Annotated in this window: 17 protein-coding genes; 16 read left to right on the top strand and 1 reads right to left on the bottom strand. The window is 63.9% G+C overall.

Translation table 11 applies throughout. The annotated features are described in order from the left end of the window. Positions 1-121: 121 nt before the first annotated feature. From EN990_RS03500 to EN990_RS03455, 10 genes are all read left to right on the top strand, one after another. The gene (locus EN990_RS03500; RefSeq protein ID WP_013533052.1) at positions 122-1,249 is read left to right on the top strand and encodes a sugar ABC transporter substrate-binding protein; all 1,128 of its coding nucleotides are present in this window, start codon (positions 122-124) and stop codon (positions 1,247-1,249) included. Between the two features lie 79 nt (positions 1,250-1,328). Further along, positions 1,329-2,861 (top strand): sugar ABC transporter ATP-binding protein, encoded by a 1,533-nt coding sequence (locus EN990_RS03495; RefSeq protein ID WP_013533051.1) that lies wholly within the window; start codon positions 1,329-1,331, stop codon positions 2,859-2,861. Continuing rightward, positions 2,858-4,942 (top strand): ABC transporter permease, encoded by a 2,085-nt coding sequence (locus EN990_RS03490; RefSeq protein WP_127388241.1) that lies wholly within the window; start codon positions 2,858-2,860, stop codon positions 4,940-4,942. The genes EN990_RS03495 and EN990_RS03490 overlap by 4 nt, the downstream gene beginning before the upstream one ends. 13 nt (positions 4,943-4,955) lie before the next feature. Further along, positions 4,956-5,762: an SDR family oxidoreductase gene (locus EN990_RS03485; RefSeq protein ID WP_127385018.1), complete on the top strand. Its 807-nt coding sequence runs from the start codon at positions 4,956-4,958 to the stop codon at positions 5,760-5,762. A 10-nt stretch (positions 5,763-5,772) separates the two neighbouring features. Further along, the gene (locus tag EN990_RS03480) at positions 5,773-6,720 is read left to right on the top strand and encodes a 3-hydroxyacyl-CoA dehydrogenase (RefSeq protein ID WP_127368384.1); all 948 of its coding nucleotides are present in this window, start codon (positions 5,773-5,775) and stop codon (positions 6,718-6,720) included. Continuing rightward, on the top strand, positions 6,717-7,679 hold the full coding sequence (locus EN990_RS03475; RefSeq protein WP_127385015.1) for a 3-keto-5-aminohexanoate cleavage protein: 963 nt from the start codon (positions 6,717-6,719) through the stop codon (positions 7,677-7,679). The genes EN990_RS03480 and EN990_RS03475 overlap by 4 nt, the downstream gene beginning before the upstream one ends. 46 nt (positions 7,680-7,725) lie before the next feature. Then, positions 7,726-8,604: an SMP-30/gluconolactonase/LRE family protein gene (locus tag EN990_RS03470; RefSeq protein WP_013533046.1), complete on the top strand. Its 879-nt coding sequence runs from the start codon at positions 7,726-7,728 to the stop codon at positions 8,602-8,604. A gap of 189 nt (positions 8,605-8,793) precedes the next feature. After that, on the top strand, positions 8,794-9,450 hold the full coding sequence (locus tag EN990_RS03465) for a GntR family transcriptional regulator (RefSeq protein WP_032809708.1): 657 nt from the start codon (positions 8,794-8,796) through the stop codon (positions 9,448-9,450). A 75-nt stretch (positions 9,451-9,525) separates the two neighbouring features. Continuing rightward, positions 9,526-10,320, top strand: a complete 795-nt coding sequence (locus EN990_RS03460) for a DeoR/GlpR family DNA-binding transcription regulator (protein WP_063171545.1) — start codon at positions 9,526-9,528, stop codon at positions 10,318-10,320. 77 nt (positions 10,321-10,397) lie between these two features. Then, positions 10,398-12,875 carry an FAD-dependent oxidoreductase gene (locus EN990_RS03455; RefSeq protein WP_127369034.1) on the top strand — a complete coding sequence of 826 codons (2,478 nt, stop codon included), beginning with the start codon at positions 10,398-10,400 and terminating at the stop codon, positions 12,873-12,875. Here EN990_RS03455 and EN990_RS03450 read toward each other — a convergent pair. Beyond that, positions 12,872-13,741, bottom strand: coding sequence for a LysR substrate-binding domain-containing protein (locus EN990_RS03450; protein WP_013533042.1), 870 nt, complete (start codon positions 13,739-13,741; stop codon positions 12,872-12,874). The genes EN990_RS03455 and EN990_RS03450 overlap by 4 nt on opposite strands. A gap of 155 nt (positions 13,742-13,896) precedes the next feature. Between EN990_RS03450 and EN990_RS03445 the strand changes: the two genes are divergently transcribed. The 6 genes from EN990_RS03445 (at position 13,897) to EN990_RS03420 (ending at position 22,328) form a co-directional block, all read left to right on the top strand. After that, positions 13,897-15,597 carry a Na/Pi cotransporter family protein gene (locus tag EN990_RS03445; protein ID WP_127369033.1) on the top strand — a complete coding sequence of 567 codons (1,701 nt, stop codon included), beginning with the start codon at positions 13,897-13,899 and terminating at the stop codon, positions 15,595-15,597. Positions 15,598-15,722: 125 nt separating this feature from the next. Beyond that, on the top strand, positions 15,723-16,922 hold the full coding sequence (locus EN990_RS03440) for a 2-aminoethylphosphonate--pyruvate transaminase (protein ID WP_127369032.1): 1,200 nt from the start codon (positions 15,723-15,725) through the stop codon (positions 16,920-16,922). A gap of 24 nt (positions 16,923-16,946) precedes the next feature. Next, positions 16,947-18,206, top strand: coding sequence for a phosphonoacetate hydrolase (phnA, locus tag EN990_RS03435; RefSeq protein ID WP_127385017.1), 1,260 nt, complete (start codon positions 16,947-16,949; stop codon positions 18,204-18,206). Between the two features lie 220 nt (positions 18,207-18,426). After that, positions 18,427-19,884: a phosphonoacetaldehyde dehydrogenase gene (gene phnY, locus EN990_RS03430; protein ID WP_127369727.1), complete on the top strand. Its 1,458-nt coding sequence runs from the start codon at positions 18,427-18,429 to the stop codon at positions 19,882-19,884. A gap of 72 nt (positions 19,885-19,956) precedes the next feature. After that, on the top strand, positions 19,957-21,315 hold the full coding sequence (locus EN990_RS03425) for an aspartate aminotransferase family protein (protein WP_127369726.1): 1,359 nt from the start codon (positions 19,957-19,959) through the stop codon (positions 21,313-21,315). A 2-nt stretch (positions 21,316-21,317) separates the two neighbouring features. Beyond that, positions 21,318-22,328, top strand: coding sequence for a C-terminal binding protein (locus EN990_RS03420; protein ID WP_013533036.1), 1,011 nt, complete (start codon positions 21,318-21,320; stop codon positions 22,326-22,328). The last annotated feature ends 25 nt before the right edge of the window (positions 22,329-22,353 follow it).

Below are 22,353 nucleotides of genomic sequence, written 5' to 3'. Positions count from 1 at the left end.
TAAACGATTTCATCATTGATATTTGATCAAATCATGATACGGTCGCTGGCATCGAATGACAAGGGTTTACGTTTTGTGCCCTTGGGAGGCATTCGGTCGTTCTGTTTGGGAGGAGTTCCACATGGGTATCGGATCGAAAGTCCGGCGGCTCGCGCTGCTGGCCGGCATGGCTGCGTGCGCCTTCGGCCTGTCCGCCGCGCAGGCCGCCGAGAAGCACAAGATCTTTCTCAGCATGAGCTACATCGGCAATGATTGGCAGGCGGAGGCGGCCAACATGGTCAAGGCCATGGCCGCTCATAAGAGCCTGGCCGACAAGGTCGACCTGCAGGTCCAGGTCGCTGGCCCCAACGCGCAACGCCAGATTCAGCAGATCAACGCAATGGTGCAAAGCGGCGCCGAAGCCATCGTCGTGTATCCGATCTCGCCGACCGCGCTCAACCAGGTCGTCAAGAATGCCTGCGACAAGGGCGTGAAGGTCTTTGCGTACGACGCCGAGATCACCGAGCCTTGCGCCTACAACGTCCACATAGACCAGCTGGAAGCGGGCAGGGTGACCGCCGAATGGCTGGTCAAGAAGCTCAACGGCAAGGGCAACATCATCGCCATCACGGGCGTCCCGGGAACATCCGTTGACGATCAGCGGACAAAGGCCGCCAAGGAAGTCTTCGCCAAGTATCCTGATATCAAGATCGTCGGCGAGGCTGTCGGCATGTGGAGCCAGGCGGTCGCCCGCACCGAACTTTCGAAAATCCTGGCCACCCGCAATTGGGACGACATCAACGGACTGTGGATGCAGGTCGGCTGCTTCACCGCCAACTCGATGCAGCTCGAGGCTGGCAAGAAGACCAGCGAACTCCTGCCTTGCGCCGGCGAAGGTTCCAATGGCGGCCGCATCCAGATGCTGCCGGAGGGCACCGAAGTCGAAGGTGCCGCTCCTCCTTATGCACCGGCGGGCGCACAACGCATTTCCTATGCCTCGCCGCCTTATTCGGGTGCGCTGGCGCTGAAGCTTGCCGTCGAGGCGATCGAAGGCAAGGACGTGCCCAAGACCACCATCCTGCCGCTGCCGGTCGTTACCAATGAGACGATCAAGCTGTGCGACGAAGGCACATGGGCGGAGATGAAGGCCGGCTGCAACGCCTTCAAGCCGTCGCTGGTCTCCAATCCGGGCTGGTTTGCCTCGATCTTCTCGGACCAGACACCCGAGGTCGGCCTTAATGCTGCCCTCGTCGGACAACCGGAGAACTAAGCCTCCCAAGGCCCGTGTGACGATGCACGGACAACTGTCCGTGCGTCGTCAATCCATGCCAAGCCGGCGATCGAGGACAATGACAGAACACTCCGAGCTCCCCGCCATCGAGATCGACGGCATCAGCAAGGCGTTCGGCCCGACCGTCGCGCTGGACGGCGTGTCGTTTGCGATCGCGCCCGGCAGTGTCCATGCCCTGCTCGGTGAAAACGGAGCCGGCAAGTCGACACTGGTGAAGCTGCTGTCCGGGCTGGTCCGGCCGAGCCAAGGCCATGTCCGTGTCTTCGGCAAGGAGATCGCTTACGGCGCACCGCGCGCAGCACATGCGCTCGGCATGCAGACAGCATTCCAGGAGATGACCCTGGTGCGCGATCTCTCCGTGCTCGACAACATGCTGCTGCCTTACGCCCCCGTCGGCATCTCCGGCCTGATCCGCCGCGGTGCCGCCCGCAAGGCCGTCCGCCGCCATATCGAAGATCTCGGTTTTTCCGTCGATCTCGATGCCGAGGTGAGCGAGCTCGAGCTTTCGGTGCGCCAGAAGATCGAGATCGCGCGCGCCGTCTACCGCAAGCCGCGCATCCTTTTGCTCGACGAACCGACCTCGACGCTCGCCGGACGCGACGTCGACTGGCTGGGCGACATCATCGCCAGGCTGAAGGCGGCAGGCACCACTATCGTCTTCATCACCCACCGCATGCGCGAGGTCCGCGCTTTGTGCGACACGCTGACGATCCTGAGAAACGGCCGCCACATCGTCACCGCGCCGGTCGCCGATGTCTCGGATGCCGACGTCATCGAAAAGATCATCGGCCGCAGCATCGAGCAGACCTTTCCGCCCAAGCCGGACAGCGCCCAGGCCTTCGGTCCGCCGGTTCTGGGCGTGCGCGACCTCAAGGTCGGGCGCAAGCTCGACGGCGCCGGCTTCGATCTGCGCAAGGGCGAAATCCTCGGCGTCGCCGGGTTGCAAGGCATGGGCCAGCAGGACCTGTTCCTGGCCTGCTTTGGCATGGCCGAGATCGAGCGCGGCCACATCCTCGTCGACGGCCGCAAGGTCTGGCTCGGTTCGCCGGCCGATGCCTTGCGCCCCAACATGGCCATCGGCCTGGTGCCGGAAGACCGCAAATCCGAAGGCCTGTTCCTGAAATTGTCGGGCAGCCAGAACGCCACGCTGCCGGTGATATCGCGCTTCACACGGCTAGGCCTTGTCGACGCGCAAGCCGAGACCCGCTCCGTCGAGGCGGCATTCGCCACTGTCGAGGTCGACCGCCGAGCGCTGTGGACGCGGGCCGGTGCGTTTTCCGGCGGCAACCAGCAGAAGATAGCCATCGCCAAGTGGCTGGTGGCGCAGAGCCGCATCCTGCTGTTGTTCGATCCCACCCGAGGCATCGACGTCGGCACCAAGCACGAGCTTTATGTGATGATGCGAAACTACGTGGCTTCGGGCGGTTCGATCCTGCTGCACTCGACGGAGATCCCCGAACTCGTTCACCAATGCGACAGGGTGCTGGTCCTCTATGACGGGCGCATCGCCGCCGAACTCGAAGGCGACGCTATCACCGAACCGGCCATCATGCGCCCGGCGCTCGGCCATGCCGGGGAAGCCGCCGCATGAGCAGCGCAGCAGCCTCATCCCCTGTTCCCGGCGGCTTCGGACTGCGCCGTGCGCTGATGCGCAATCGCGGCGCGCTGATCGCCGCGGCCGTCCTGGCGATCCTGCTCTTCGTCGTCGACTGGATCAGCGCCGGGCCGCTGACCTATTTCGATGTGTCGTTCCTGTCGAGCGGCGGCGCCACCTCGGCGCTCGCGGCGATCGGCCAGACGATCGTGATCCTGTCGGGCGGCTTCGACCTGTCCGCCGGCGCGGTGATATCGCTCGTCAATGCCGTGCTGGCATCGAGCATGGATCCGATGGCGCCGGGCGCAAGCATCCTCCTGTGGACGGCCGTCGGCATCGGCGTCGGCATGGCGGTGGGCGCCTTCAACGGCTTCTTCATCGCGGTGCTGCGCATGCAGCCGATCGTGGTGACGCTGTCGACCATGTTCATCCTGCAAGGCGTCACGCTGCTGGTGATGGACAAGCCCGGCGGCTTCGTGTCGACCGATCTCGGCACCTTCTATCTCGGCGACGCGATCGCCGGCTGGCTGCCGATGCCGCTGGTGGTGATCGGTGTCGTCCTGCTCGCCTGGTTCTGGCTGAAGGGAACCCGCTTCGGCACAGCACTCTACGCGGTTGGCAGCGATCCGGAGTCGGCCGCTTCCGTCGGCATCAATGTCGTTCTGGTGCGCTTTGCCGTCTATGTTATCGCCGGCGGCTGCTATGGCCTTGCCGGCGTGTTCATCAGCGCCCAGACCGGCAGCGGCGATCCGCTGGTCGGCAATCCGCTGCTCTTGTCGATGTTCGCGGCGGTCGTCGTCGGCGGCACGCGCCTCGGTGGCGGGCAGGGCGGCCCGGTGGGCTCTGTCTTCGGCGCCTTTATCCTGATGATCGTGGTGAACATCCTGCTGGTGCTCAACGTATCGGCCTATTATGCGACCATTGCCGAAGGCACCATTCTGGTGCTGGCGGCACTTGCCGGCTCGATCTCGCATGCATCGGTGCTTGCCGTGCAATTGCGCGCCGCGCGTGCCCGGTTTGCCGCCTGGCGCGCCGGCATATTGCCCTCCCAGCTCGAGCGCGTGGACCGGCGTCTCAAGATCGCCGAGCCAGCCCATGCCCAGCGCAGTCCGGCATCGCCGCGCCCTGCCTTCCATCTGCGCAATGCGGAAACGCTGCGCTATGCGCTGCCGGCCTATGTCTGCCTGCTGCTCATCGTGCTCGTCACCCAGATCTGGCTCGGCCGCGCCATCCTCAATCCGGGATACTGGAATTCGCTGCTGGTGCTATCCTCCTTCCTAGCCGTCCTGGCGCTCGGGCAGGGGACCGTCATCCTGACCGGAGGCCTCGATCTCTCCGTGCCGTGGACGATCGGCATCTCCGGCATCATCCTGGCGGGCATGGTCAACGGCTCAGACGCCGCCCTTGTCTACGCCTTGCCGGTCGTCCTGGTGATGGCCTGCGCCATCGGCTTCGCCAATGGTTTCGGCATCGTCTATCTCGGCATCTCGCCGATCGTCATGACGCTCGCCACCAACGGCATTCTGCAAGGCTGTGCGCTGCTCTATTCGCAGGGAACGCCGGCCGGGTTTTCCTCGCCGATGCTGCGCTGGGTCATGACGGCCAAGCTCGCCGGCCTGCTGACTCCAATCGTGCTGCTGATGGTCGTCTTTGTCGTCGCAGCGGTACTCCTGCTTGGCCGCACCCCGTTCGGAAGGCGCGTCTACGGCATCGGCAACGGGCTGCGCGCGGCGCGCTTGTCGGGCATCGGCGTCGAGCGCACGCTCATCCTGGTCTACATGCTTTCGGCCGTCTGCGCGGCTGTTGTCGGCGTCATGCTGACCGGCTTTTCGGGTCAGGCGAGCCTCGGCATGGGCGACGACTATCTCTTGCCGTCGATCGCCGTGGTGGTGGTCGGCGGCGCGCTGATCACCGGCGGGCGCGGCCACTATCTCGGCATGCTCGGCGGCGTGTTGTTGCTGACGGCACTGCAGATGCTGCTCGCCGGCACCACGCTTCCCTATGCCACGAGGGCAATTCTTTACGGACTGGTCGTTCTGGGCGCCGTCATGGCGCTGCGCGAACGGCGGCTGCAATGAGAAGGACATGACCATGAGCACAAGGGCGCCGGCATCGGCGGACGAATTTTTGACCGGGCTGAAAGGCCAGCGCGTGCTGGTGACGGCGGGCGCAGGCGGCATCGGGTTTGCCATAGCCGACACGCTGTCACGCCTCGGCGCCCGCATCGTCGTCTGCGACGTTTCCGATGAGGCGCTGGCCGCTGCTCCCAGCAAGATCGACCTGGTCGCGGCGGTCAAGGCCGACGTCTCGCGCGACGAGGACGTCGACCGTCTGTTCGAGGCGGTCGAGAAAAAACTCGGCGGGCTCGATGCGCTGATCAACAATGCCGGCATTGCCGGGCCGACCGGCGGTGTCGACGAGATCGATCCGGCGGACTGGCGGCGCTGCATCGACATCTGCCTGACCGGCCAGTTCCTGTGCGCCCGGCGCGCGGTGCCGCTGATCAAGGCGGCGGGCGGCGGTTCGATCGTCTCGATGTCGTCGGCCGCCGGCCGCCATGGCTACGCCTTCCGCACACCCTATTCGGCGGCCAAGTTCGGTGTCATCGGTTTCACGCAAAGCTTGGCCAAAGAGCTCGGGCCGCACGCCATCAGGGTCAACGCCATCCTGCCCGGCATCATCGAGGGCCCCCGCATCGAAGGGGTTATCTCGGCGCGCGCCAAGCAGGTCGGTGTCAGCCACGAGGAGATGACCGGACGCTATCTCCAGAACATCTCGCTGCGTCGCATGACCAGCCCCTATGATGTCGCGTCGATGGTCGCCTTCCTGCTCTCCGATGCGGGGATCAACATTTCCGGCCAGTCGCTCGGCGTCGACGGCAACGTCGAAACACTTTGAGGAACAAACCATGCCCAATGTCGCGATCGTCGGAAGCGGGTTCATCGGACGGGCCTGGGCGATCAGCTTCGCCCGCGCCGGCCATGACGTGCGGATGTGGGACCAGTCGCCCACTGCCACAGGTGGAGCCCGCGACTACATTGCCGGCGTGCTCGGCGATCTCGCCCAGAACGATCTTCTGCGGGGACAGCAAGCCGGTGAGGTTCTTGACCGTATCTCCGTTGTCGCCGAGCTTGAAGAGGCGTTGGCAGGTGCCGTGCATATCCAGGAGAACACGCCCGAGAATCTCGAGGTGAAGCGCAAGGTGTTCTCCTTGATCGACACGCTTGCCGATCCCCAAACAGTCATCGCCAGTTCCACCTCGGCGCTGTTGCCGTCGAAATTCACCGACCATCTGCAAGGGCGGCAGCGCTGCCTGGTCGTGCATCCGATCAACCCGCCCTATCTCATTCCGGCGGCCGAAATCGTGCCGGCGCCGTGGACCTCGGCCGAGACGGTCGAGAGAACCCGCGCCTTCCTCGTCGACGCCGGCCACGCGCCACTGGTCATGCAGCACGAGCTTGACGGCTTCATCATGAATCGCCTGCAAGGCGCATTGCTTGAGGAAGCTTTCCGGCTTGTCGCCGATGGCTACGCCAGTGTCGAGGATGTCGACGTCGGCATCCGCGACGGGCTGGCGCTGCGCTGGTCGTTCATGGGGCCGTTCGAGACCATCGATCTCAATGCACCCGGCGGCGTGCGCGACTATGTCGAGCGCTATCAGGGCATCTATTCCAACATCTTTCCCCAGACGCAGCGGCGCGTCGACTGGGCCGGCAAGGTCATCGACACGGTCGAGGCTGATCGCCGCAAGCGACTGCCACAGCAAAGCCTAGGCGACCGGCAGGTGTGGCGTGACCGCCGGCTCATGGCGCTCGCCGCCCACAAGAGAAAATCGGATCAGGAGTTTGGAGAATGACGCAAACCAGTCGCAAGCCGGGACCTGCACAGACCAGGGGCAAGGTCATCATCACCTGCGCGGTGACGGGCGCCATCCACACGCCGACCATGTCGCCCTATCTGCCGATCACGCCCGACCAGATCGCTTCGGAGGCGATCGCGGCGGCGGAAGCCGGTGCCGCGATCCTGCATCTGCATGCCCGCGATCCGGAAACCGGCAAGCCCGACCAGACGCCGGAGGCCTTCGCCCGCTTCCTGCCGCGCGTCAAGCAAGGCACCAACGCCGCCATCAACATCACCACCGGTGGCAGCCCCTACATGAAGGTCGAGGAGCGCGTGCGCCCGGCCGCCCAGTTCAAGCCGGAAGTCGCCTCGCTCAACATGGGCTCGATCAATTTCGGGCTCTATCACCTGGCCGACAAATACGAGACCTTCAAGTTCGATTGGGAAAAGCCGCATCTGGAAGCGACGCGCGACCTCGTCTTCCGCAACTCATTCAAGGACATCGAGTACATTCTGGCGACCTGCTACGACAACGGCACGCGCTTCGAGTTCGAGTGCTACGACATCGCCCATCTGTACAACCTTTCCCACTTCGCCGACCGTGGGCTGGTGGAGCCGCCTTTCTTCGTGCAGTCGGTGTTCGGGCTGCTCGGCGGCATCGGCACGCATCCAGAAGACGTTGCCCATATGAAGCGCACTGCCGACCGGCTGTTCGGCGACCAGTTCCGGTGGTCGGTACTGGGCGCCGGCGCCAGCCAACTGCGCATCGCCGCGCAATCGGCGGCCCTTGGCGGCAACATCCGCGTCGGGCTGGAGGACAGTCTGTGGGCGGGCAAGGGCAAGCTTGCCAAGTCGAACGCCGAGCAGGTCTTGCTGGCCCGCAAGATCATCGAAGGGCTCGGCATGGAGGTGGCGACGCCCGACGAGGCACGCGAAATCCTGTCATTGAAAGGCGGGGACAAGGTCGCTTTCTGAGGCTGCCCGAGCAATCGCCGCGAGACGCAAAACGGAGGAGGACGGCATGAAGATCGAAGTCGTGGTGGACGTGAAGACCACACTGGGCGAAGGACCGCTGTGGGACGTCGAACAGGAACGACTCTACTGGATCGACAGCTTCGACGGGCGCGTGTTTCGGGCGACCGCCGACGGGCGCGAGATCCGGTCATGGGACGTGCCGATGAAGATCGGCTCAATGGCGCTGCGCAAGGACGGCGGCGGCGCTGTCGTCTCGCTGCAGCGCGGCTTCCATCTGCTCGATTTCGCCACGGGCGAGGTGACGCTGATCCACGATCCCGAGCCGGACAAGCCGATGAACCGGCTCAACGACGGCAAGGTCGACCGGCGCGGCCGTTTCTTCGCCGGCTCCATGGATACGATGGAAGAGGGGCCGTCCGGCGGTCTCTACAGGCTCGATCCGGATTTTTCCGTCACCCGGATCGATTCCGGCATCATCTGCTCCAACGGTCCATGCTGGAGCCCCGACGACCGCACCTTCTATTTCGCCGATACCTGGACCGGCGAGATATGGGCCTACGACTACGATATCGCCACCGGTGCCGCCACCAACAGGCGTACCTTCGTGCGCGTCGACACCAGCCGAGGCGGTGCGGCGGACGGCTCGACCGTCGATGCCGAGGGCTATCTCTGGAATGCGCTGGTCTATGACGGAAGGCTGGTACGCTACGCGCCCGATGGCAGCATCGATCGCATCATCGACATGCCGGTCAAGAAGATCACCAGCGTCATGTTCGGCGGACCGAAGCTCGACACCCTCTACGTCACCTCAATGGCCAAGCCGCCGCTGCCGCGTTTTCCCGGCGACGGCGTTTTGCGCGGCAGCCTGTTCGCCATATCAGGCCTTGGCGTTAGGGGCGTCGCGGAACCGCGCTTCGGCGGCTGACGCCAGGCAAGCGAAGCGCCGGTAAAATACGCAGATCAGGCCTTGGCGCAGGAATTCGGGCAAGTCTGGCAATTGATGCCGAACGTGTGCATATACAGGCATACATATATCCATGCAGAGGGGTTTCCGTTAGGCTGAGCGCCCCGCGTCAAACGGGAGCATCGATTGCCAGGATTTGCGGAAAGCGTGATGCAGGGGCCGCGAACCGTGGCCGAACAGGTCGCCAATGTCCTGCGCGAAGCGATTGCCAGTGGCACCATCAAGGCGGGCACTTCGCTGCGCCAGGACGAATTGGCCGAGCAGTTTGGCTTCAGCCGCATGCCCATTCGTGACGCCCTTCGCCAATTGGAAGCCGAAGGCATTGTTTCCATCCATCCGACAAAAGGCGCGCAGGTCGCCCGGATGGACAGCGCCGAGATCAGTGAAATCTATGCACTGCGCGAATTGCTCGAATGCGAGGCGTTGCGGCTTTCGCTTCCCAATCTCGCCGGTGACAGGCTCGACGAGGCGGAACAGGTTCTCGATCAGATCGACGCGGAGCGCAATGTCGGCCGATGGGGCGCGCTGAACCGTGCCTTTCATCTGGCTCTCTACGATGCCTGCGGCAACAATCGATTGCTGGCCTTAATCGAGGCGCACCACAATGCCGCCGATCGCTACGTCCGCATCCTGCTGTCGAACCTGGACTATCGCAGCCGCTCGCAGACGGAGCACCGCGATCTGCTGGCCGCCTGCCGGTGGCGCGACGGCGACAGGGCCATAGGCATTCTGAGGCAGCATCTTCGCGAGGGAAGCGAGACGCTGGTCAGCGCGATCAGGGAAGATGGCCTGTCGCGAAAATCCTGACGACATGGCTTGAGTTGCCTCTGCGCACGATCACTGCCACATATTGCAACATCGCTACTCGATCCGAGGATCATCATGTCCCCCGACAGCAGCCTGCCGGCGCGCGCCCTTGCTCCACGTCGCCACGAAGAGATCCTGCGGCGGCTGGGCGCCCAGGGATCTGTCAGTGTCGCCGAACTGGCCGGGTTCTTCGATGTCTCGCGCGAAACCATCCGCCGTGACCTGAAGCTGCTGTCGGATAAGGGACGGCTCGGCATTGTCCATGGCGGCGCTGCCCGCTTCGAGCCGAGCGAACCGGCAATGAGCTTGCGCAGCCACGAAAATGCCGGAGGCAAGGCCGCGATCGGCAGGCTGGCCGCCGGTCTTGTAAAGGACGGCATGGTGGTGTTCCTCGATTCCGGCACCACCACATTGGCCGTCGCACAAGCCATGGCCGACCTGCGCGATCTCACCATCTGCACGGCGAGCCTGAAGATCGCGCTTCTGCTGTGCCACGTCTCAGGCATGCGCGTGCATGTGCTGGGTGGCGAAGTCGATCCCGGCGAGGAAGCAGCCTCCGGCATCGACATGCTCGAAGCCATGTCGCGCTTTCGCGTCGACATCGCCTTCCTCGGTGGTGGCGCGCTGTCGCCCGACGGCGAGGTGACCGATTTCACCCGCGCCGGCGCCGAACAGCGCAGCCGCATGATCGCGCTTGCCGCCAAAACCTACTTCGTTCTCGACAGCAGCAAGTTCGCAAAGCTGACGCCGCTCAGGATTCCGAATTTTCAACGCGCCGCCGGCGTGATCGTCGACGCGAAACCGCAGGCTGACATCGCTGAAGCGCTTGCGCGCAAAGGGCCTGAGCTGATGGTTGCCTCTTTGATGTGATATTTTGTGGTATTTTGTGTTGATATTTGGAATTCGGCTGCTATGATCCAACCGGTGTCAAAACGGCAGGATGTCCCATGGCAAACGAATTCCCTACGCAAGCGCGCGTCGTCATCGTCGGCGGCGGTATCATTGGCTGCTCGGTCGCGTATCATCTGACGAAGCTCGGTTGGACCGATGTCGTGCTGCTCGAACAGGGGCAACTCAGCGGTGGCACCACCTGGCACGCCGCAGGGCTTGTCGGCCAGTTGCGCAGTCATTCCAACATGACCAGCCTGATCAAATACTCCACGCAGCTCTATGGCGAGCTGGAGGCCGAGACCGGGCTCGCCACCGGTTGGAAGAATTGTGGCTCGCTGTCGGTGGCGCGGACCGCCGACCGCATGACGGTGCTGAAGCGCACGGCCGCATCGGCTCGCGCCCAAGGCGTCGAGATCGACGTGATTTCGCCGAAGGAGGCGGCCGATCTATGGCCGGTCATGGCGACCGACGATCTGGTCGGAGCCGTCTGGCTGCCGGGCGACGGCAAGGCCAATCCGACCGATCTCACGCAATCGCTGGCCAAGGGTGCGCGCAATCGCGGCGCGAAAATTTTCGAGCGGGTCAAGGTCACCGGCATCAGCGTGAAGAACGGCGTCGCCTGCGGTGTCGAGACGGACCGCGGCAACATTGCCGCCGAGATCGTCGTCAATTGCGCCGGCCAGTGGGCGCGCAAGGTCGGGCTGATGTGCGGCGTCTCGGTGCCGCTGCATTCGGCCGAGCACATGTACATCGTTACCGGCAGGATCGAGGGCGTGCATCCGGACCTGCCGGTCATGCGCGACCCCGACGGGTTCATCTATTTCAAGGAAGAGGTCGGCGGCCTGGTCATGGGTGGCTTTGAGCCGCACGCCAAGCCGTGGGGCATGAATGGCATTCCCGAAAATTTCGAGTTCGCGCTGTTGCCGGACGATTGGGATCAGTTCGAGATTTTGATGGAAAACGCGCTGGTCCGCGTGCCGCAATTGGCCGAGGCCGAGGTCAAGAAATTCTACAACGGTCCCGAAAGCTTCACGCCGGACAACAATTTTCTCCTCGGCGAGGCGCCGGAACTGAAGAATTTCTATGTCGGCGCCGGCTTCAACTCCATGGGCATCGCCAGCGCCGGCGGCGCGGGCAGGGCGCTGGCGGAATGGATCGTCAACAGCGCGCCGACCATGGATTTGTGGCCGGTCGACATCAGGCGTTTCGCCTCCTTCAACAACAATCCGCGCTGGCTGCATGACCGTGTCAAGGAAACGCTCGGCTTGCATTACGCCATGCCGTGGCCGAACCGTGAACTGGACACGGCGCGGCCGTTCCGCCGCTCGCCGCTCTACGACCGGCTCGCCGCCAAGGGCGCCTGCTTCGGTTCCAAGATGGGCTGGGAGCGGGCCAACTGGTTCGCGGCACCGGGAGAGAAGACCGAGAACGACTATGCCTTCGGCCGCCAGAACTGGCACGAGGCGGTCAAGCGCGAAATGAAGGCGACACGCGAAGCCGTCGCCATCTTCGACCAGACCTCTTTCGCCAAGCTCCTCGTGCAGGGCCGCGATGCCTGCGCCGTTCTCAACTGGATCTGCGCCGGAAATATTGACGTACCGGACGGTACGTCTGTTTACACGGGCGTGCTCAATGCACGCGGTGGCTATGAGAGCGATCTCACCGTTATGCGGCTCGGCGCGGAGAAATTCCTCATCGTCACCGGGTCCGCACAAGCTGTCCACGATGCCGACTGGATCGTCAAAAACATTCCGTCCGACGCGCATGCAATCGTGACCGACGTCACCTCGTCCTACGCGGTGCTGGCGTTGATGGGACCGCGATCACGCGATCTGCTGGGCAAACTCTCCTCGGCCGATCTTTCCAACGCCGGCTTTCCCTTCGCCACCATCCGCGAGATCGATATCGGCTATGCCACCGCCTATGCCAACCGTATGACCTATGTCGGCGAACTGGGCTGGGAACTGATCGTGCCGACAGAATTCGCCGTCGGCGTCTATGAGGCGTTGCATGAGGCGGGCCGTGAATTCGGTCTGCTGGACGCCGGTTACTACGCGCTCGATGCCTTGCGCATCGAAAAGGGTTTTCGCGCCTGGGGCAGGGAGTTGACGCCTGATATCGACCCCTGGCAGGCCGGGCTTGGCTTCGCCGTGGCGATGGACAAGCCAGGTGACTTTATCGGCCGCGACGCGCTGGTTGAGACGAAGCCATCGGCAGCACCGGCAAGACGCATCGTGCTGTTCACGCTCGATGATGCCGAGCCGATGCTGTGGGGCGGCGAACTGATCCTGCGCGACGGCAAGCCGGTCGGCGAAGTCCGCTCGGCCGCCTACGGCCACACGCTTGGCCGCTCGGTGGCGCTCGGCCTGATCGAGAACGAGGCGGGCGTCGACGCTGCATTTCTCACCGGTGGTCGTTTCGAGATCGACCTTGCCGGCGTTCGCCATGCCGCGACAGCACATCTGCGCAGCCCCTACGATCCGAAGTCGGAGCGGGTGAAGGCTGATGCGGTGGAGATCAGGGCCGCCGCTTAATCCGCCGACATCGAGCGCGCCATATCCAGGAAAGCCCGCACCAGTTTGCCGCCGCTGCGTTCACGCAGGCAGATCAACGCCTCGTCCATCAGGGTCTCGGGAGCATCGATGGTGATCGGCACCAGCCGCGAATCCTGGCCGAATTCGGCCGCCGAGACAAAGCCGATGCCGGCGCCCGAGGCGACGATCTCGCGGACGGCTTCGCGGCCCTCGGCTTCGATCGCCGGCCTCAATTCGATTTTCGAGGCGGCTGCGAGATCTTCGAGTTTCTGACGCGTCTTCGATCCACGCTCGCGCATGACCAGTGATTCCTGCGCGAGCTGCTTGAGGGTGAGCGACTTTTTCGCGGCCAGCGGGTGGTCGACGGATGCAAACGCGATGATCGGCGTCGAGTTGAGTTTCAGCACCTCGAAATCGCGCCCCGTCGGCACCTCGCCCAGCACGCCGATATCGGCATCGTAGCTGTAGAGGCTGCTGATCACCGTCTCGGTGTTGCCGGCGCGCACCGAAACCTGCACGCCGGGGTAGCGGGCCCGGAAGCTGCCGAGAATATGAAGCAGATGATGTGCGGCATCGGCGACGATGCGCAGCGTGCCGGAACGCAGGGCGCGGGACTCCGTCAGGAGTTCGAGCGCCTGTTGCTCGGTATCGAACATGCGGTGGGTTATTTCGAGCAATTTCTGGCCCGAATGGGTCAGCGTGACCTGCTTCTTGTTCCGGTTGAACAGCAGCACATCATACTCTTCCTCGAGCTTGCGCACCTGGTCCGAGATCGCCGGCTGGGTCAGGAAGAGCGCCTCGGCGGCGCGAGAAAAGCCACCGCAGATGGCCACCTGGTGAAAGGCTCGCAACTGGACGTAGCGCATCTCCCGTGCCTCCGACACTTCTGAAATCGCCGACATCTTATCATAAGGATTGCTTAGGAAAAGATCGAAAGGAACGATTTGACTTATGTTTTGCCGACCCTCAGCCTGAGCATGGGTCGACATCCCTGCCGGCCGTTGGCACCGGAGGCGTCGCCATGCAATTTTCCATCATCCTGCTGCATCTGGCGGGTGCGGTCATGCTGCTGCTCTGGGCCGTGCATATGGTGCGCCAGGGTGTCGAGCGGGCCTGCGGGCTCGCTTTGCGTGATGCCCTGAGGCAAGCCCGGGGTGAGCGGATCAGATCGGCCGGTGTCGGCACCGTGCTTGCCGTGCTGCTGCAGAGCTCGACCGCCGTCGCTATCCTGGCGGCCGGGTTTGCCGCCAGCGGCATGGTTTCGGTGTCGGCCGGGCTGGCGATCCTGCTGGGCGCCGATCTCGGTTCCGCCCTGGTCGTGCAGGTGCTGTCGTTCGACCTCAGCTGGCTTGTGCCGGCGCTGATCCTGGTCGGCGGCGCGATGGCCCTGAAGTTCGAAGTGGCTGGCATCAGGCATAGCGGGCGAATCCTGATGGGGGTCGCCTTCGTCCTGTTGTCGCTGCATATGATCGGCGAGGCGACCGCACCGATGCGGCAGAGCACCTTGCTGCCACTGGTGATTTCCTATCTGCGCGCGGACTATTTCACCGCCTTTGCCGCCGCTGCCCTGTTCACATGGCTGATCCACTCCAGCGTCGCGGCGATCCTGCTGTTCGTCACGCTTGCCGCGCAAGGCGTCTTGCCGGTCGAGGTCGGTCTGTTCTTCATCCTCGGCGCCAATTGCGGCGGCGCGCTGATCGCGGTTTGGCTGACGCGCGGCGAAGCCGTCGAGGCGCGCCGTATCCCGCTCGGCAATCTGATCTTTCGCGGCACGGCGGCGCTGGCGGCTTTGTTCGCGCTTCAGGCCGTGACCTTCCCGGCGCATCTGTTCGGCGCAACCGAAGGCCGCCAGCTGGTCAACCTGCACCTTGCCTTCAATCTGGTGCTGGTCATCTGCTGCTTGCCGTTCACCGGCATGATGGAGCGGCTGGTCGCCTTGTTGATCGCAGACAGGCCGGTGGCAAAGGCCGAAGAGGGTGGAGACCTGATGTCGCGCCGCACCAGCGCGCTCGACCGCACCGTCATGCGCACACCCGGTCTTGCGCTAGCCAGTGCCACCCGCGAGCTGCTGCGCATGGGCGAAGTCGTCGAGGTGATGCTGCGCCCAGTGATGGATTTCTTCGACGCCGGCACCGGCGACCAGATACGCCAGGCCCAAAAACTCGATGAGGAGGTCAACCGCGCCCATACCGAAATCAAGCTCTACATTGCCGAAGTCAACCGCGGCAGCATGAGCGTAGCCGAAGCGCAGCGCGGCATCGAGCTCACAGACTTCGCCATCAATCTCGAACGCGCCGGCGACATCGTCGCCAAGAACCTGCTCGTGCTCACCCAGGAGCTGCGTGACAAGAACCTGCGCTTCTCACGCGACGGCTGGAGCGAACTGGCCGGGCTTCACAACCGTGTCATGGCCAACATGCAGCTTGCACTCAATGTGCTGGTGTCGAGCGATCTCGATTCGGCGCGGCAACTCGTCGTCGAGAAGGAGCGGATGCGCAGACTGGAACGCACGAGCCACGACCGTCACCTCAAGCGCCTGCAATCGGGAATGCCGCAGAGCATCGACACCAGCGACATCCACCTGGAGGCCGTGCGGGCGCTGAAGGAGATCAACTCGCTGATGGCCTCGATCGCTTATCCCTTGCTGACGCAGAGCGGTGATCTGCTGGAAAGCCGGCTGGCGAGAGGGGCTGCGGAAGTGAGGGCTCCTGCACTGGCCTGAGGACGGATTCCCGCCCGGCATGTCATTACTAAAATCGATACATCGATACAAAATAACGATTTTACAAATAGATCATTCAGGCCAAGAATAAGGCCACATCGAACGCAGATCGAGCGGAGGACAACATGCTCGCCGAGACGAAATTTGCCGCGGAGCCGCTGGCCAGCCCGGCGCTGGGCGAGCCGTATCTTCTGACCCCGGGGCCGCTCACCACGGCCTATTCGGTCAAGCAGGCGATGTTGCGCGACTGGGGATCGTGGGACGGCGACTTCCGCGCCATGACATCGGATATGCGTCGCCGCCTGCTGGCGCTGACCGGGGACAGGAACGATGAGTTCGACTGCGTGCCGATGCAAGGCAGCGGTTCTTTCTGCGTCGAAGCGATGCTGGGGTCGTTCGTGCCCAGGGACGGCAAGGTTCTTGTGCTGGCCAACGGCGCCTACGGCCTGCGCGCCGCGCAGACCATGCAGTATCTCGGCCGCGCCTATACGCTGATCGACAAGGGCGACTATCTGCCCCCGCGCGGCGACGAGGTGGCAGCGGCCCTCGCGGCCGACCCTGATATCACCCATGTCATCGCCATCCATTGCGAGACCAGTTCCGGCATCCTCAACCCGGTCGCTGAAATTGCCGAAGCCGTCCATGCCAAGGGTCGCAAGCTGCTGGTCGATTCCATGAGTGCGTTCGGCGCCGTGGCGCTCGACATCAACGAAATCCGCTATGAGGCGATGGTCTCGTCCGCCAACAAGTGCATCGAAGGCGTTCCGGGTTTTGGCTTCATCATCGCGCGCAAGAGCGAACTGGAGGCCGCCAAAGGCAGGAGCCATTCGCTGTCGCTCGATGTCCACGCCCAGTGGGCGCACCTGAACAAGACCGGCCAGTGGCGCTACACGCCGCCGACGCATGTCGTGGCCGCCTTCCTCGAAGCACTGCGCCAGCATGAGGCCGAAGGCGGCGTCGCCGGCCGTGGCGCCCGCTATACGAGGAACCGCGACGTTATGGTGGCCGGCATGCGCGACCTCGGTTTCGAGACACTGCTCCGGGATCGCTGGCTGTCGCCGATCATCGTCACCTTCTTCAACCCGGCTCATGCCAGTTTCGCGTTCGACCGTTTCTACGACCTGATGAAGGACAAGGGCTTCATCATCTATCCGGGCAAGCTGACCGCCGTGGATTCGTTCCGCGTCGGCTGCATCGGCCAGATGGACGAACATGTCATGCGCCGCGTCGTCGAGGCGGCGGCGTTCTCGCTTCATGAAATGGGCGTCGACACCGCCGCCCCACCCGCCGCGGCACTTGCCGAACGCGCCAAACTCGCCGCCTGAAGCGGCCGACTTCGAGGATATCAGATGAACCAGATGTCTCCCATCAACGTCGCGGTCAACGGCCGCACCTATGCCTGGCCGCGCGTGCCGGCGATCGCCATCTGCCTTGACGGCTGCGAGCCGGCCTATCTCGACGAGGCGATAGAGGCCGGGCTGATGCCGGCTCTGGTCAGGATCAAAGAGAAGGGCACGGTGCGCTTTGCGCATTCGGTCATCCCGAGCTTCACCAACCCCAACAATCTGTCGATCGCCACCGGCCGACCGCCGTCGGTGCATGGCATTTGCGGTAATTATCTCTATGAGCGCGAGACCGGCAAGGAAGTGATGATGAACGACCCGCGCTTCCTGCGCGCGCCGACCATCTTCCAGGCCTTCTACGATGCCGGCGCCAAGGTCGCCGTGGTCACCGCCAAGGACAAGCTGCGTGCCTTGCTTGGCAAGGGCCTCGCCTTCGATGAAGGCCGCGCGCTGTGCTTCTCGGCTGAAAAATCCGACACCACCAGCAAAGCCGAGCACGGCATCGACAATGCCTCGAAGCACTTTGGGCTGCCGGTGCCGGAGGTCTATTCGGCAGAATTGTCGGAATTCGTCTTCGCCGCCGGCGTCCAGCTGCTGAAGGAATTCCGCCCCGACATCATGTACCTGACGACCACCGACTATGTGCAGCACAAATATGCGCCCGGCGTGCCGCAGGCCAACGCCTTCTACGAGATGTTCGACAAATACCTGACCGAGCTCGATGCGCTGGGTGCTGCCATCGTCGTCACCGCCGACCATGGCATGAAACCGAAGCACAAGGCCGACGGCTCGCCCGACGTGGTCTATGTCCAGGATATTCTCGACGACTGGCTGGGCAAGGACGCCGCCCGCGTCATCCTGCCGATCACCGACCCCTATGTCGTGCATCATGGCGCGCTGGGTTCCTTCGCCACCGCCTATCTGCCTGATGGCGCCAACCAGGCCGATATCATGGCCAGGCTGGCCAAGATCGACGGCATCATGCTGGTCGTCGACAGCCCGACCGCCTGCGAGCGCTTCGAGCTTCCGGCTGACCGCATCGGCGACATCGTGCTGATCTCGACCGAGAACAAGACGATCGGCACCTCGGAACATCGCCATGACCTGGCGGCTCTGAACGAACCGCTACGGTCGCATGGCGGGCTGACCGAGCAGGAGGTGCCGTTCATCGTCAATCGTGTGCTGCCGGAATTGCCGAACGAGCCGACGCTGCGCAATTTCGATGCCTTCTATTACGCGATGATGGCGGCGGCGCTGGCGGGCTGAGCCAATGTCGACCCCCACTCCGCCTCGCTACGCTCGGCACCTCTCCCCCGATCGACGGGGGAGAGGAAAGGCGCCAGGGTTAGCCGCGGCTTAGCCTGAAAACGTTGAGGCACTGACCTCGCCTGATTTCCTCTCCCCCGTCGATCGGGGAGAGGTGGCCCGAAGGGCCGGAGTGGGGGTCGAATCCTCCGCGCAACAAGAATCTGCTGGAGCAGAACCCATGACCAAGCTCGACCCCGCCATCAAAGTTCGCCACGAGCCGATGCGCATCGCCGGCAGACGAGTCGATGCCGACGGCGTCGTCGAGGTGCGCTACCCCTGGAACGACACCGTCATCGGCACCGTTCCGGCCGGCCGCGCCGATCACGCCCGCCAGGCATTCGAGATCGCCGCCGGCTACAAATCGAGGCTGACCCGCTACGAGCGTCAGCAGATACTGTTCCGCACCGCCGAGGCATTGGCCTCGCGCCGTGATGAAATCTCCGATCTCATCACGCTCGAGCTCGGCATCTCCAAGACGGACTCGCTCTATGAGGTCGGCCGTGCCTATGACGTGTTCACGCTGTCGGCGCAGATGTGCATCCAGGATGACGGGCAGATCTTCTCCTGCGACCTCACCCCGCACGGGAAGGCGCGCAAGATCTTCACCACTCGCGAGCCGTTGAAGGCGATCTCGGCGATCACGCCGTTCAATCATCCGCTCAACATGGTCTCGCACAAGGTGGCGCCGGCGATCGCCACCAACAATTGCGTGGTGGTCAAGCCGACCGAACTGACGCCGATGACCGCACTTCTCCTGGCCGACATTCTCTATGAAGCCGGCCTGCCGCCGGAAATGCTGTCGGTGGTGACCGGTTGGCCGGCCGATATCGGCAACGAGATGATCACCAACGACAACATCGACCTGATCACCTTCACCGGCGGCGTGCCGGTCGGCAAGATGATCGCCCGCACCGCCGGCTACAAGCGCCAGGTGCTGGAGCTCGGCGGCAACGACCCGCTAATCATTCTCAACGATCTATCGGACGAGGATCTGGCAAAGGCGGCGGACTTGGCAGTGGCCGGAGCGACGAAAAACTCCGGCCAGCGCTGTACCGCGGTCAAGCGCATCCTCGTCCAGGAAAGTGTCGCCGACCGTTTCGTGCCGCTGGTGCTGGAGCGGGCGAAGAAGATCCGCTTCGGCGATCCGATGGACCGCGCGACCGACCTTGGTACGGTTGTGCACGAGAAGGCGGCGGCGCTGTTCGAAGCCCGCGTCCACATGGCTGCCGAGCAAGGCGCCGACATTCTCTACAATCCGGGCCGCCAGGGCGCGTTGCTGCCGCCAATCGTCGTCGATCGCGTGCCGCATACATCCGAGCTGGTCATGGAAGAAACCTTCGGGCCGATCATCCCGATCGTGCGTGCGCCGGACGATGACGAGGCGTTGATTGCGCTCTCCAACTCGACCGCCTTCGGCCTGTCGTCGGGCGTCTGCACCAACTCGTTTCCCCGCATGCAGAAATACATCGCCGGGCTGCAGGTCGGCACCGTCAACATCTGGGAAGTGCCGGGCTATCGCATCGAGATGTCGCCCTTCGGCGGCATCAAGGATTCGGGCAACGGCTACAAGGAAGGCGTCATCGAAGCGATGAAGAGCTACACCAATGTGAAGACATTTTCGCTGCCCTGGTCCTGACCGGACGGCATTGACGGATAGAACAATCGAGGGAGCGTTCGCCGCTCCCTCATTCGCATTTCGGAGACCATGATGGCCGCGATATCTGAACTTGTGCACACCGAAGGCGATTCCAACACCACAGCGGCTCGCGGTCGCTGGGATGCCGGGCAGGGCGATCCGCGGATCCGCGGCCTGCTCGATCGCGACGCGGCCGCCTTCATGCACCAGAGCCTGTCCAGCCCCTGTTTGTCGACGATCGCCAAGGCGCAAGGCATCTGGATCGAGGACACCGCCGGTCGCCGCTTCATGGATTTCCACGGCAACAGCGTCCATCACCTCGGCTATGGCCACCCGAGGCTTGTGGCCGCCATCAAGAAGCAGCTCGATGAGCTCTGCTTTGCGCCGCGCCGCTTCACCTGTGAGCCCGCCGTCGAACTGGCCGAGAAGCTGGCGGCATTAGCGCCCGGCAATCTCGGCAAGGTGCTGTTCACCACCGGCGGCTCGGACGCCATCGAGGTCGCGCTGAAGATCGCCCGCGCCGCGACCGGCCGCTTCAAGACGGTGTCGTTCTGGGATGCGTTCCATGGCGCCGGCTTCGGCGCAGCAAGCGTTGGTGGCGAGGCGACCTTCCGCTCGCACATATCAGGCCCGATGATGACCGGCACCGAGCACGTCGCGCCTTGGGACGGCTATCGCTGCCCCTATGGCCACGATTCCCTGGAAGCATCGGGCCTCGCCTGCGCCAACATGATTGCCTACGTCCTTGGCCGCGAGCAGGACGTGGCGGCGGTCGTCGCCGAACCGATGCGGGCGACGCCAAACCCGCCGCCGCCGGGCTTCTGGAAGCGGGTGCGCGAGGCCTGCGACCGGCACGGCACGCTCTTGATCTTCGACGAGATCCCGACCGGCCTTGGCAAGACCGGCAAATTCTTCGCGCACGAGCATGATGATGTGACGCCTGACATCGTCGTCATCGGCAAGTCGCTCGGCGGCGGCGTCCTGCCGATTGCCGCCATCATCGCGCGCCGCGATCTCGACGTCACCGGTGGCTTCGCGATCGGCCACTACACCCACGAGAAGAACCCGGTGACGACCCGCGCCGCATTGACGACGATCGACATCATCCTGGAGGAAGGGCTGGTCGAGCGCGCGGCCGAACTCGGTCGGCACATGCTAGGGCGCATGCAGCACCTGATGGCGCGGTCGCCCCATGTCGGCGACGTCAGGGGCAGGGGACTGATGGTCGGCGTCGAGCTCGTCGAGGATCGCGATACGCGCCAGCCGGCACGCGATCTCGCCGAGCGCGTCTTCTATGCTTGCCTTGAACAGGGGCTGAGCTTCAAGATCAGCCAAGGCAACGTGTTGACGCTGTCGCCGCCGCTGGTCATTTCGAAAACCGACCTCGACGGCGCGCTCGACATCGTCGAGCGCACGGTGCTGGCGGCCTGACCATGAAGGCCGTGCGCACCGACCGCGAACTCGAATGTCCCGGCATCGACGCCGGCTTGCGGGCGAGGGGGGTCGAACTGGTGACGCTGCCGGACGGCATCCCCGAAGCTGATCTCATGCAGGCCGTTGCGGACGCCGATCTTTTGCTGATGTGCTACACGCCGATCACCGCACGGGTGATCGAGGCGGCTCCCAGATTGAACGGCATTGTCAAATATGGCGTCGGCGTCGATGCCATCGACATCCCCGCCGCGATGCGGCGTGGCATTCCCGTTGTCAACGTGCCGGATTATGCTGAGGAAACCGTCGCCGAAGGCGCCTTCGCGCTGATGATCGCGCTGGCCAAGCGGCTGCCCTCCATCACCGCGGCGGTGTCACGTGATGGTTGGATCTGGCCCGAGCAACGCTGGCTGGGGCGCGACATGTCCGGCGCCACGCTTGGGCTCGTCGGCTGCGGCAAGATCGGCCGCAGCATGGCGCGCATGGCAGGCCAAGGATTTCACGCGCGCGTTCTCGGCTTCGATCCCGGTGTCGATGTCGCAACCATGCGCACCGCCGGCATCGAGAAGGTAGAAGACCTCCACGTCATGCTGCGCGCCTGCGATTTCGTTTCCCTCCACTGCGTGCTGAACGACAGGACGCGCGGCTTGATTGGTGAAGCCGAGCTCGCTTGCCTGAAGCCTTCCGCTATCATCGTCAACGTCTCGCGCGGCGCGCTGATCGACGAGGCCGCCCTTGTCGAGGCGATCATCTCGGGGCGCATCGGCGGCGCCGGGCTCGACGTCTATTCGGTCGAGCCGCTGGCCAAATCGGGCCATCCGATGAGCGCGCTGTTCGGCCGCGACAACGTCATCCTGTTTCCGCATCTCACCTTCTTCACGCAGGGGGCCATGCGCCGGCTCGAAGACGACACGCTCGCGCGCTGCTTCGAAATTCTCGAAGGCCGGCCGGTTACCGTTCGTTCGTTCGACCCGCGGCTGCGGGCGCAGACATCTGGGGTTTCATTCGGCTGACCATCACCATCTCTGCAGCCAATCG

The organism is Mesorhizobium sp. M7A.F.Ca.US.005.03.1.1 (assembly GCF_003997975.1).
Classification (GTDB): Bacteria; Pseudomonadota; Alphaproteobacteria; order Rhizobiales; family Rhizobiaceae; genus Mesorhizobium; species Mesorhizobium ciceri.
Note: the sequence above shows the minus strand (reverse complement) of the source record. Positions and strands in the feature narration are given on the sequence as shown.